We start from the raw sequence: 13136 nt of genomic DNA, 5'->3' as shown, positions 1-13136 counted from the left end.
GTGAGCCAGAAAAGATCAGACATGGTCACCGCTCGTTTTTCGAACCGTGAATCATGCACCAACGCGGAAATCAATGGGTCCTGACCCTAGTGAAACCACCGTAAGGATCAGCAGCTAATAGCTTTGAACCAGTTGTAAATTCATTAAATGAAACACCAAATTTCCCAGTTTGACCAACCCCAAGATACATAAGACGCGCGCTGACTAAGGGGTCGCTCATTTAAAACTGGTCGTGGTTCGCAAGCATCTATCGGACTAACCGTCACATGGAAGGCATTATTGAATACATGATGTATAGGCATCACCGAGGTAAGGGCTTGTTTGCAGAGCTGAAAACAACGACACTGGCGGCAGTGACCGCAGCAGCTATGCTGATCGGAAGCGGGCAAGCGTGGGCGCTTGATATTGAAGAGCGCCAAGAAAATTTTCTTGTTGGACCATGCACGTTTACTAAGCGAGCGTTCCAGAATCCAGTGGGATCGGGTAATATAGCTGCTTATATCCGGGTAGATTTCAACGGTCCGGTCCTTAACCCAGCTTCCTCAGCCAATCTTCCAACCACTTTAGGTACTACAATAACCGTCTCCGACTTGCAAAACTGCGGATTCGTAGATGCTGCAAATTTGGTATTGGATGGGATCCAAGGAACTTATCAGTCCGATGACTATTATGGTATTACGTTTCGAGCCACAGATCCTGCCGATGGTGTTTTAAAAAACTGGGAGGTTGCTTGGAGTGGTGTGAGCGGGACTAGGTTCATCAACACAGCGGTCCCGGCGGATATTACATCACCCACAGTCACCCTATCCGGCGGTCCTGCATTTCTGACCGGCACTGACCCCTTTACCGTGAGCGCGACCTTTGACGAAAGCGTCACGGGTTTTGATGACTTGGCAAACGACGTGACGGTGACCAACGGAACGGTCACCGCTATAACTGGCGGCCCTTCGGCCTACACACTGACTGTGATACCCACAAATGCAGGCAACGTGGAGATCGCAGTACCCGCCGCAGCTGCACAGGACGGCGAAAACAACGATAACACTGCATCCAACGTGCTGATCATCGGCGGCCAGGTCGTTGAGACCACCCAAGTGGCTATCGCGGGCTTCATGCTCGGCCGCGCCAACAGTCTGGCCTCCAACCAGCCGGGCCTAACCCGTTTTCTGATGGGCGAGGGCTGTGGGGCATTCAGCGCCAACGCCATAGAAGAGGCTGGTTCGATCAATAGCTGCGTGTCGCAAGGCAACGGCTGGGCGGATATCAGGAGTTCTTGGTCGGGAGATGGGTCCTACACGCTTGGCACGCTCGGAGCGCATGGTTTCGTGAACCCAAACCTGTTGATCGGAGGTATGGTCCATTTCGACTATGCCGATGACCCCACCAACAACGCTTCCGGTCATGGCTGGATGGTTGGCCCCTACTTCGTGGCAAAGCTCCTCGAGCAACCGCTCTACTTCGAGGGCCGCCTGCTCTATGGCCAGACTGACAACGACATCACCCCGTTCGGAATCTATTCCGACAGCTTCGAAACCGAACGCTGGCTGGTGCAACTGCGTGCTACAGGGGAGTACCAGGCCCAGAACACTACCCTGATGCCACTTTTGGACTTCACCTACACAGAAGACAGCCAGCAGGCCTATACCGACAGCCTGGGCAACACGATCCCTGGCCAGACTGTCAGCCTGATGCAGTTGAGCGCCGGTCTAGACTTCAGCCAACTCCTGCCCGTCTCGACTGGCACACTGGAACTGACAGGCGGTTTGTCCGGTGTTTATTCCTCCACAGACGGCGCGTCAGCCTCCCCTGAGTTCGAAAACTGGCGTGGGCGTACCCATCTGGGCCTGACCTATGACACAGACGCCAGAGCAACAATGAATGTTGGTGCATTCTACGACGGCATCGCCACCGACTTCCACAGCTACGGCGCAAACGTCGGCTTTGACTGGGAGTTCTGATCACATCTCTCACCGATCTCATTACACTCCCGAACACACCACAACCCCGCCCCAAGTTAACAGCTTGCCAAAACCTCAATTTTCGGAGATGAAACAAGACAAATAAGCCAAAAGGTATTCATTCTTATGAAGTATATTGTTTTCTCAGGGGTCGCGCCCACATTTGCGACTTCGATACCTCTGTTCAGCGGGATTAACCTAAACACTGATTCTTCGCGAGTTATCGCAACACAGAGTGAGAATAGTCTAGAATTTTCGGTGGCCACCTTTGATCCCAAGGATTCTGGTGCTCAATGGCCCTGTAATTGTGCAGGAAACCTTGCAAGCAGAACCAGTGATTACTCTGATTTTGTCCTGCGTGCAGCAGCCACAATAGCTTCTACAAGTAACCGAGATTTTCGTGACGATTTGGCACAATGTTCCAAGTGTTGATCCCGCAGATATTAACCCTGGATGAAGATTCAAGGAACATAGCCAATACATTCCTCTTCGGTTCTGATGAGTGGAATAAACAGTTTACGTTTCAAGCCCGACCTTCGGAGTTCTTTTCTCCCAACCCAGGTGACTTTGGCATTGTCAATCGCTCGATGGGAAGAAAAGAAACAAATTCCCCCCCGTTAAATAGTGCCAAGCGAATACACTCCTCTAATCGTCACGATAAGAGGGTGAAATGCGATGATTTCAATAGCCGCTCCAGATCGACGCCAAGTGACCTCGGCGTCCCAAAACGACGCGATCTAGGATCATGCCCTATCATCCGTCAACGATACAACTGCTGCGTGAGTCTTTCATATCTTGGGCATTTCCAGGTCGAGTGGCACGGAGAATGCGCATGACTACAGGGCTGAAAATTGGTCTCTACTCAATGGCCAGTGCAATACTACTACTGGGACTCGTAGCATTCTCAATGTGGCGTTCACATGTGGCAGAGAGAAATCTTGAAGTGATGAACTTTGCGCACTCAGAGTTGTCTGGTTACCTAGGGTTGTCCGCATCAATTTACAAACACTTTAAACATGCTCGAAGAGACTTGCTCGGTCCAGGTGCTTCTCTAACCTTTGATCTATACACGACACAAGAACAGATCGAGAGCTCACTGCTTAAAATCAGACAGCTTGAGTTTCAAGAAATGCAACTCAACTCAGAACAGACATTTGATGAGATCTCTGTTATCGAAGAAATTTCGCATGAAGTGCGTCTTGCATTTCAAGACATTCAACACGCGACTGGTTTGCTCGCCGCCGGAGACGAAGAAGAAGCCCGCATTGTTTTGAATGACAGCTTCACTCAAAGAATTGATGGCCGCGTAAGCAGTCTAATCGAACAGGTTGTCTCTCATGAGAAAGAGCAACTGGAAGCCGTTAGGCGAGATGCAAAACGTATCAATGAAGTTGCAATTACGATCACCGCAGCAATTGGTATTTTGACTTTGGTGATGTCGCTATCTCTGGCATATTACCTAGCATTCCGGCACCCTAAAAAGATTGCTGCACTCAATGACGGCATTTCGAAATTTGCCACCGGAGATCTAGATTTTCGAATTAGTGAAAGAGGGACCGACGAGTTTGCAAGAATGGCAGCAAATCTGAATAGTATGGCTGCTCAATTGAAACATGAGCGGTATGTTCGATCACAAATAACCAAAACCCTTGAAGAAACTGTTAAGAGTAGAACTGAAGAGCTTGAGAAGGCGAATCTGGAGTTGCGCACACGCGAACAGATGCGAACGCAATTCTTAACAGATATTGGGCACGAGCTTCGTACACCAGTCACAGTCATTCGTGGTGAAGCAGAAGTTTCTCGGCTTGGTCACGATCTTAGCTTTGAGGATCTTCAACGATCGATGTGTCGGATTGAGAAAGCCTCTGAAGAACTTGGAAAGTTCATAGAAGATGTATTTTACCTCGCTAGACAAAAGTCTGGCCTTGATAGAGCCGAGTTGATTGAGACAAACATTAATGATCTGTGTGATGAAGTTGTAAAACAAATGGCGCCGATGGTAATTCGGAATGGAGGTACGCTATCTTTCAATCCGACCACCGAAACCGCCCTTGCTTTGGTTGATGATACCAAGCTTCGGCGAGTCATCAGTATAGTAGTCAACAATGCCATCCAGCATAGTCACCCAGATGTCTCAATATCAATAACTGTTGATCAAGATAAAGGAAACTGGAAGATCGGTTGTCATGATAACGGCCCTGGTATCGCTGACGTTGATAAGCATATGGTATTTGATCGTTTCGTGCGAGGATCAACTGGGTCTTCTCATGGTTCAGGGATTGGATTGGCGCTCGCTCGGGCAATTGTAAACAGCCACGGGGGAAAGATCTGGATCGACCCTGACAAGCGTGATGGGACGAGCATGTACTTTACCGTTCCATCAATCCAATGATTGGGATTTGAATAAATTATCCGTTTTCAGAGCTTATGGCGTGGGCTCATGCCGGTCATCAGCGATACACGTTTCGCGCGATGGCATTTCATGAGCATGCGATTTTCCATAGGTTTTTAAGCGCATTCATCACGGCGCCGACGACCCCTTTTACGCAATGTGTCGTTCCAAACTTTCTGTTGCCGCTAGACACGGCGAGCGAAGCAACCTTTGCCTTAAACCTCCACTATCCTGATGATGACGGAAGCTTCGATCGGTTCACCACGACCACAGACTTCCGGACCGATTGGCAAGGCGTCTATATCAACCCAACCGATGTCATAATGTTTAGGAACTCAAGCAGGTATCCCGGGTCGGCTGGATACGGTGCGCAATTCCATGCTTTGCGAAGAATGGATCCGTTCCGCTTCGGCATGGCCTCCAGCTTGCGCCACGCCTTCCGCCACTCTTGCGCTCGGCGGGATCGCATTTTGGCCTTGAGCGGCCTCATCTGGCTGGTCCAAATTGATTGTTAGTGCATCGTCGGCCTTTGATCCATCGGGATGATGGTTTCAGGTGCTGGCGGGCGATAGCCCAGTACACTGTAGGGCCGCTTTGTTTTGTAGAGTCTCCACCATTGTTCGATCGTCCAGGCGAATGGGTGAGTGGCTCGGAGATTGCCGAAAATGCCGGTGTGTCTGCCGCGACCGTTTCCGAGACCTTCAAGGATCTTGAGCGCTGCGATTGGCTGGATGTGAGAGGGGAGGGGCCTGCGAAACGGCGTGGGCTGATCTGGCCAGATGTCCTCCTGGATGCCTGGCGTGACAGCATTCTGGCAAGCCGTGCGTCGAAGCGGAGCCGATACTACGTGCCGCGGATGAAACCCGAGGATTTGGCCCGCGAAATCAAGGGTGCGAACTACTACGACGATTTTGATCTGGAGTTTACCGGGCAGTTCGCTGCACAGGCATATGCGCCGTTTCTTTCAAATGTCTCCGACCTGACGGTGCGGGTCTTTGGTAAGCGGGCGCACGATTGGCTCATTTCCACTTTGGGTGCCCGCGAGGTTTCAGAGGGTGCAAACCTGGTAGTGATTGAAGAAAAACCCACCAAAGGTCGGCACAGGATGCACGACGAGAGGGAACGTATGCTTGCCTCGCCGCTGCAAGTCTATCTCGACCTTCTGGAAGATCATGGCCGTTCCAAGGAAATGGCAGAGCATCTGCGGTCACAGAAACTGGTATGGCAATGAAGAAACCGACGGCCATTCAAGGCTACAACCAAACTGTCACCGAGGCCTGTGAGCGCGTTCTGGTCACGCTGATCCGCCATTTGGGACCGTGGCGCGACTCCATCTTTCTCGTGGGTGGCCTGACGCCACGCTACCTCATCAAGGAACGCCCACCGGCGGTGCCTGTACATGCGGGAACCGGGGACGTTGATGTCGTTGTGGACATGAAACTGCTTGCTGATACCGAGGCCTACCGGACGCTTGAGGACAATATCAGGGCCATCGGGTTCAAGAGGTCGGAAAACGATCAGGGTAAAAAGCTCTCATGGCGCTGGCAGCAAGAGCTGGTCGACGGCACTGTACTGATACTCGAATTCCTGGCTGACGCCGGAGATGAGAGGGGTGGGGCGCTTCAGGAACTACCCTCGGAAGGTGCGGTTTCGGCGATCCACATTCCGCATTCAGCGATGGTGCTGGATCACCATGAGACCGTGGATATCACAGCCGAACTTCTGGACGATGGTGGCGTCACAACCGAGACAATCCGGCATGCTGATATTGTCAGTTTCTCCTGCCTCAAGGCTTTCGCCTTTGATCACCGGGGCGAACCCAAAGATGCGCATGACCTCTGCTATTGCCTAGAGCACTACAAAGGCGGAACGGAGGCGTTACGTTCTGCATTCGAAGCAGTACTGGCTGGCAAGCACGCAGAAACCGTCAAGGAGGCAATCGACATCCTCGCGCGGCGCTTTTGCGATGGCGACGGTTTTGAGGGCTATCAGAAAGATGGTCCAGTACAAACGGTCCGATTTGAGGGCGCAGAGAACTGGATGCCCGACAATCGGATCTTGCGGCAGCGTGACTTGAGCGCTGTTGTTCAGTATGCCATCGCACCGTTCATCTGATCCTGGTCCGGTGGGGTAGGGGGCTTACCGCTCTGAACTGCACCGTCTCATCCCCGTGCGAGCAAGGGGATCGCGAGTCTGGCGGACGCCGCCGTCTGCGCAATGGTCTGCCCGCTCCATTCGCTGACGCTCCCGTGTTGACCATGCATGGGCAGCTTTTTGAACTCGCCATTTCCTCCCGCGTCCCGCATGGGGACGAGACAATGGAGGACTATATGGCAAAGCCCGACATCTACACCCGCATCACCGAGAAGATCATTGCCGTTCTCGAAGCTGGCACCCGACCCTGGCACAAGCCTTGAAGCGCCGAGCACCTCGCCGGTCGCATCACCCGGCCCCTGCGCCACAACGGCATCGCCTACCGCGGCCTCAACATCTTCCTGCTCTGGTCAGCCCCTGTCGCCCATGGCTACGCCGCACAGATGTGGATGACCTATCAAACCGCTTAGCGACTATTTCGTCAAAGCCTTCAGGGAAACCTGACAGCGCGATTGCACATGCGCGGGCGACCATGGCTGCCAAAGGAAAAAAGCGAAATGTTCTCGGATGTGGGTCAGGACAACCATGTCCTTGCACTGGCCGTTTCGTTTTGCTCAGTCGGTAGCTTTCCGAACTCACCCTTCCTTTTGGATTATCACTTTTTCTGCCATTACGGCTATGGTCGGTTTGCTACGCTGCGCGGCTGCAAAAAAACCGGTTGTTGGTACATACCGCGGACGGGATGAGTGAAGCCAATCTAAACAAAGCAGGCGAAAGCTATTTTTCGTCATAGACGACCGAACTGACGCTATGAGAAATAGCGTTTCACAAGTGTTCGTTTTGGTTTTGATATCCGTAGCCAGCGTTTAATGGAGATCCTGGGCTTTTTCTGTTTCTGCTATACCTCAGATGAATGCGTTCTCAAATTTGCTCATCAGGCTTTATTGGCGTTCAAATGTCGATGTTCCGAGAGGTTGCACAACTCTGAATCCGATATGATTGGTTCCCAGACTTAACTCCGCGGGCTGCCGACCGGCGGGCCTGTAGCGCTGACAGAAGTTTGGAGCGCACAACCATGATCCGCCTTTGACAACACGCATGGGCCCTATCGTGGGGTTGGCATAGTGCTTTGCGATTTCTGTATCAGGGCCTGTCGGATCATGGCCTTCGGGCGCAAGGTGACGCGGCACCCACCAGTCTGAGACGTGCTCCCAGACGTTGCCCGCCATATCGTGAAGACCAAAACCGTTGGGCACATAGCTGGCGACGGGGGACGTCCCAGCGTGGCCATCATCAGCCAGATGCTCGTTGGGAAACCGACCCTGCCAGGTGTTGGCTTTCCAGCCCTGAGCCGGATCATATGCGTCGCCCCAAGTATAGTTGGCACCCTCAAGACCGCCGCGTGCGGCGTATTCCCATTCAGCCTCGGTCGGGAGGCGTCCGCCGGCCCATTGCGCATAGGTGGCAGCGTCTTCCGGCGACACCTGCACAACCGGATGATCGTCCATCCCGTCGATAGAACTGCCCGGCCCCGTAGGCTGTCGCCAGTTTGCACCGGGCACATAGCGCCACCATAGATTTGGGTTGTCGAGGTCGACATGTTGCGCAGGTTGGGCAAACACCATTGAACCGGGCACACGCAATGCGTCGGGCACATTGGGATGGCTCTCAGGGTCTAGGCCATTTTCGGCCGTCGTAACATACCCGGTGTCGGCCACAAACTCAGCGAATTGTGAATTGGTTACTTCAGTACGACTGATCCGGAACCCGGAGACCGTCACGTTTTGAACGGGCGTTTCTTCGGGGCGATACTTTTCGGAGCCCATAAGGAAGGAGCCGCCAGGGATATCGACAAACCCGTCATCGGTTGACCAACGCGCGTAGCCTATGGTTGCAATCAAACCCGCGATCACGACGGTCATAATGGACCTAGCTTTCCACACCATTTAACCCTTTCGTTTCTATCTACCCTTCGGGCTGGTCGCCCAAAACTCACCTTCAAAAACTCATTCAGATTTCCGGATCACAAGCAACCATGCACCGCAGAGGCCGAAACAGATCTCCAGAACCAAAAAAGTACTCATCAGCCAATGCGGGACGCCATCCAGCACGAGGCTAACGGAGCGCCCCGCAGCAAGCCCCAGCATGAACACGACTAAGCTCCACAACGCTGGGCCGGTGAGCGACGGTTTCACAGCACCGGCAATCCAAAAGGCGATCAGGGCAAGATACAGACCCATGATCGCGCGGAAAATATGGGTAAGGTTGATGGTCGAAACGTCAAAACCATAAAGTGCTGGCAAAACAACCTGTGGGTTTGCGCCGTAGCTTAAGGCAATCGGGAGCAAACCGATTGATGCGAAAGACAGGAAAACCCTTTCACGCGTCAGTGTTTTTGGCATCTCGCATGAAACTCCTTTGCGATTAGCGGATCAGAGACAGGTGAAACAGTCTGAAATCCCATGGTCTGTGAGGGGTTGACCTGAGCACCTTGTACCATGGATCAAATGGCAAGGCGGGACGACCGCCTTGCCAATCGGTGATGACTTACTGTGACATGCCACCTTCTGTCGAAACCTGTTCTTCGACATGCTTCTGATTGGTGATCTGCGAGCCACGGGGTGGAAATTCTGCAAAGGTGGCCAGATGACGCTGCACCAGCGCTGCGGCCGGACCAAAGGCCCACATCTTGTTGCCCATCCAGCGCGTGTACATGCCTGATTCCTCTGCCGCTTTTTCATAAGGATCGCGACGCAGGTTGAACAGAAGTGGCGCGTTCAGTTCCTCTTTTGGACCCGCCCAACCTTCTGTCTGGACCGTAAAATGCGCTTTCCAGTCGCCATACCGCACGGCCTGTAGATCCTGACCCTCGTAGTAGATGATTTCCTTGCGATTGCTGTCCGTTTCGCCGGTTAGGAAAGACACCTGATTGTAGCCGTCAAGGTGGACCTTATACCCCTCATACCCGTCGATCAGAGCCTCCGGCAGGTTGTCCGGCCCACCAGCGGCGGCTACCAGTGTCGGCATCCAGTCGAGGCCAGCAAAAATACCATTGCTTACGACGCCTTCAGGAACTTTGCCCGGCCAGCGGATGATCGCGGGAACGCGGAAACCGCCTTCCCATGTCGTGCCCTTTTCACCGTGGAAAGGAGTGGTGCCACCGTCAGGCCACGTCATTGTTTCGGGGCCATTGTCCGAGGTAAACACCACGATTGTATTGTCGGCTACGCCCAACGTGTCGAGGTGAGCCAGAACCTTACCCACATTGTCGTCCAGTTCTTTCATGACCACATCCTGCAGGCCACGACCGTCGCCCAGCATTGCCTCATATTCCGGGCTCAGATGGGTCCAGACATGGGCGCGGGCTGGTGCCATCCAGACAAAGAAGGGCGTATCGCTTTCCACAGCGCGATCGATGAAATCAATCGTATGGGCTGTAACTTCGTCATCCAATGTCTTTTGACGCTCAGGTGGGGCGGGTCCATCATCCACAATGCGCTGCTTGCCCACCAAACCCCACCGAGGGTCGACGGTTTCATCGACAGTGTCTGTCGCATAAGCGTGAATGATGTTGCGCGGCCCGAATGTGTTGTTGAAATCCGGGTCATCCGGCCAGTCAGGGTCTGAAGTGTATTCCATAGCGTTGAGGTGGTACAGCCATCCCCAATATTCATCGAACCCTTTGACAGTGGGCAGGAATTTATTCATATCGCCCAAGTGGTTTTTGCCGAATTGCCCGGTCGTATAACCAAGAGACTTCAACATGTTGGCCAATGTCGGGTCATCTTCGTTAAGGCCTTTTTCGTCATCCCCCGGCAGCCCGACAGTGTGCATGCCAGTGCGCATCGGGTACTGTCCGGTAATAAATGCGGACCGCCCGGCGGTGCAGCTGGGTTGCGCGTAATAATCGGTCATTCGCATCCCTTCGGATGCCAGTTGATCAAGGTTGGGCGTCTGGATGCTTTTGACGCCTTGATGATAGCTCCCCAGGCTCGCCCATCCGACGTCATCCGCCATGATGAACAAGATATTTGGTCTTTCCGTGTCGGCCCAAGCGGGCAAAACACCAGCAATTGCGGCAGCAGACGCGGCCGATACAAGTAAAGATCGAATGGGTTTCATTATGTCCTCTGTGCTGTTGGGGATAAACGGGAAACGAAAGTATACAAATTACTCTAGGGGTTACACCCTGGATGGCACAACAACGCTGGATGACAGTTTCAGTTTACGATTTCTAAGTATCAATTTTTGCAACCGGGATGAACCATGCTCAATGAAAACGCACTGACTGCTTTTTTGGCTTTGGCCAAAACAGGCAGCTTTCAACAAGCGGCGAAGGATATGGGTGTGTCCACTGCATCTCTCTCGCGCTATATCGCTCAGGCAGAAGAGGACGCGGGTTTTACCCTGTTTCACAGGAGCCGGAACAACAGTTCCCTCACCCGTATGGGCAAAGAGTTTTTACCTAATGCGCAACACTTACGACAGGAATTGGATCGCTATAATGTCCGGGTCACCGCCATCCGCGACAATGGCGTTGAAACGTTGCAGATCGGATGTGATCCGCTCACGACACGAACGATCATTGCTCCTGTTTTGAAATCCGTCCGCAAGTCGTTTCCTGATTTGCGTTTCAGAGTCCTCGTCAGCGCCTATGGCCGACCGTTAGACCTTATGCAAAGCGGTGCATTCGACGTATTTGTTGGCGATCTGACATACACGTCAACTGCCGAGGGTGTGGAGCTTAAAGTCATGGAAAAACAAAGCGTTTCGTTTCTCGCCCATCCATCTCATCCAATCCACAAAAAGGGCCCGTGCTCAATTGCCGATATCCTCGCACATACGTTTGCATCGCCCTATCTGCACAAGCACTGGAAAGCGAAGCTTGTCGAAGCGCTTGGCGGGGGTCAGGAGGCGGTAGATCTGGTTGGGAAACAACCCCAGATTGAAAGCGACGATTTTGCCTTTCTGACCAGCCTTTTGTCTGAACCGAATGTGATTGTTGGTGCGATGAAAGAGGATTTTCGAGAACTTCTAAGCGCTGAAATGATTAAGGAAATCGAAATGACCGCACCACTACCCTGGAATATTTGCGCGGCTAGAAAGGTGGGCAATCGTTCCGATGCCCTTGATGCATTTTGGCATGCCTTGAATAGCTTTGAGGCTCGCTGAGTTCGGTCTGCGTTCAAGGGTTCTTCATCTCGCTGAGAGTGAACTATCTGGTGTTGAGCACCCAAATTCAGGAGCTAGAACGCCAGGCCGAGAGGGAGATTGATCGCGGCATGAGCTGGGGGTTGTGAGGGTGCCGCCAAAAAAAACCCGCCCCGGCGAACAGACCGGGGCGAGGTGACGGTGCGTTCAGGAATGTAGTGCTATCCGTGAGTGGTGGTGTTAGAAGCGCATGCCGTAGTGGATGCCGAGGCCGACCTGCGGCTTGTCGCCGAAGGTTGACTGGCCGATCTGAGCGCGGCCCGAGAGAGTGCGGTCATTGCCCAGGTCATGCGCATAGCCTGCGCTCAGATAGCCACGGGTGTCCCGGCGTTCCAGCGCGCTGGATACCGCAAAGGCCTCCATACCCGGCATGTCCGAGGTGCCCGTCAGGACGGCGCGATCCGCACTCAGGTCATGATCGATGCCCAGGCCCAGAAGCAGGGTGCCCTGTTCGGAGACGGCATGTTCTGCATCGACCCCCAAAGTGAGTGTGGTGCGGTCCATCTCGAGCCGGTCATAGGTTGCGTTGAAATCGCCGCCGTGCTCGGCATAGCCATCGCGCGAGGTCAGGGAATGGGACAGCGACAGGCTTGGGGTGACCAGCCAGTCGTTTCGCAGGTCGAAGCCGTAGCCGAGCGTGGTGCGGGCGGAGAGGGTTTCTAGGTCAGCTTCCCCGCTGGAGATCAGGACGTTCTCGAGCCCGCGACCGCGGCTGAGGTCGCCGCTTTCTCGCCCCCAGCCGAGTGCGGCGGAGGCCTGCCAGCCGGTACGGGCCAGGCCGGTCTCGCTGTACTCGCTCCAGATGCTCAGGCCGAGTGTGGTGCCCATATCGAAGCCATTGGCGTCCAAATTGGTGCCGCCAAGGCTCAGCGTGCCGCCCAGGGTGGTCTGGTTGCTCAGGCCGTAACCATAGGTGAGCATGGCGGTAGTGCTTGTTCGGTCTCCGATATTCTGGTCTCCCGTAGCACCAGTGTTGGACAGCCAGCCGCCGACGCGCAGGCAGGCCTGCCCCACTTCGGCCAGGCAGGTCTCATCCAGCAGACGTTCGACAACAGACTGCTGCTGTGCCACCGCGACTTCGGTGTCATTGGCAAGTACCGGGAAGGACAGTATCAGGTTTTCCAGATCCTGCATCTGCGTCCGCCAGATGAACGCGCGAGTGCTCCCATCATCCGTATCTGATTCCCCCACGACGACCGTGCCATCCGCGCTGACGGCACTTGCGAAGCTATTCCCGCTATTATCGGCGCGCAGGGTTCCGAGGTCGAGCATGTCTGCGGTCGCGGTGTCCCACCGGAACGCGCGGAAGTTTCCATCATCCGTATCTGATTCCCCCACGACGACCGCGCCGTCCGCGCTGACTGCATAGGCTAAACTAAACCCGAGATTGTCGGCGCGCAGGGTTCCGAGGTCGAGCATGTCTGCGGTCGCGGTGTCCCATCGGAACGCGCGCGCACTTCCATCATCCGTTTCTGATTCCC

At 53.9% G+C, this 13136-nt stretch carries 11 protein-coding genes; 7 read left to right on the top strand and 4 right to left on the bottom strand.

Annotated elements, in window-relative coordinates:
* Nucleotides 1-266: 266 nt before the first annotated feature.
* The 6 genes from ACR0DH_RS20045 to ACR0DH_RS20020 all read left to right on the top strand — a co-directional run bounded on the left by ACR0DH_RS20045 (nt 267) and on the right by ACR0DH_RS20020 (nt 6914).
* The gene (locus ACR0DH_RS20045; protein WP_480551766.1) at nt 267-1958 is read left to right on the top strand and encodes an Ig-like domain-containing protein; all 1692 of its coding nucleotides are present in this window, start codon (nt 267-269) and stop codon (nt 1956-1958) included.
* Nucleotides 1959-2790: 832 nt separating this feature from the next.
* Nucleotides 2791-4350, top strand: coding sequence for a sensor histidine kinase (locus ACR0DH_RS20040; protein ID WP_480551768.1), 1560 nt, complete (start codon nt 2791-2793; stop codon nt 4348-4350).
* 640 nt (nt 4351-4990) lie between these two features.
* Nucleotides 4991-5581, top strand: a complete 591-nt coding sequence (locus ACR0DH_RS20035) for a hypothetical protein (protein ID WP_480881707.1) — start codon at nt 4991-4993, stop codon at nt 5579-5581.
* Entirely contained in the window at nt 5572-6465 is an 894-nt protein-coding gene (locus tag ACR0DH_RS20030; protein WP_480551771.1) for a hypothetical protein, read from the top strand. The genes ACR0DH_RS20035 and ACR0DH_RS20030 overlap by 10 nt, the downstream gene beginning before the upstream one ends.
* A gap of 203 nt (nt 6466-6668) precedes the next feature.
* Nucleotides 6669-6767: an ArdC-like ssDNA-binding domain-containing protein gene (locus ACR0DH_RS20025; RefSeq protein WP_480551773.1), complete on the top strand. Its 99-nt coding sequence runs from the start codon at nt 6669-6671 to the stop codon at nt 6765-6767.
* A 24-nt stretch (nt 6768-6791) separates the two neighbouring features.
* The gene (locus ACR0DH_RS20020; protein WP_480852957.1) at nt 6792-6914 is read left to right on the top strand and encodes an ArdC-like ssDNA-binding domain-containing protein; all 123 of its coding nucleotides are present in this window, start codon (nt 6792-6794) and stop codon (nt 6912-6914) included.
* Nucleotides 6915-7385: 471 nt separating this feature from the next.
* Here ACR0DH_RS20020 and ACR0DH_RS20015 read toward each other — a convergent pair whose 3' ends face one another.
* From ACR0DH_RS20015 to ACR0DH_RS20005, 3 genes are all read right to left on the bottom strand, one after another.
* Nucleotides 7386-8366, bottom strand: a complete 981-nt coding sequence (locus ACR0DH_RS20015) for a formylglycine-generating enzyme family protein (protein ID WP_480551775.1) — start codon at nt 8364-8366, stop codon at nt 7386-7388.
* An 84-nt stretch (nt 8367-8450) separates the two neighbouring features.
* Entirely contained in the window at nt 8451-8846 is a 396-nt protein-coding gene (locus tag ACR0DH_RS20010) for a DUF4345 domain-containing protein (protein ID WP_480551777.1), read from the bottom strand.
* 145 nt (nt 8847-8991) lie between these two features.
* Entirely contained in the window at nt 8992-10566 is a 1575-nt protein-coding gene (locus tag ACR0DH_RS20005) for an arylsulfatase (RefSeq protein ID WP_480551779.1), read from the bottom strand.
* Nucleotides 10567-10710: 144 nt separating this feature from the next.
* Between ACR0DH_RS20005 and ACR0DH_RS20000 the strand changes: the two genes are divergently transcribed.
* A complete protein-coding gene (locus tag ACR0DH_RS20000) occupies nt 10711-11616 on the top strand; it encodes a LysR family transcriptional regulator (RefSeq protein ID WP_480551781.1) in 906 nt (301 codons plus the stop codon).
* A 219-nt stretch (nt 11617-11835) separates the two neighbouring features.
* On the opposite strand, the gene ACR0DH_RS19995 is transcribed toward ACR0DH_RS20000, so the two are convergent.
* The coding region (locus ACR0DH_RS19995) for an autotransporter domain-containing protein (RefSeq protein WP_480885039.1) at nt 11836-13136 on the bottom strand (1301 nt) is incomplete at its 5' end.

The sequence above is a fragment of the Ruegeria sp. I1 genome (genome assembly GCF_056532675.1).
This window is presented reverse-complemented; position numbering and strand designations above follow the sequence as displayed.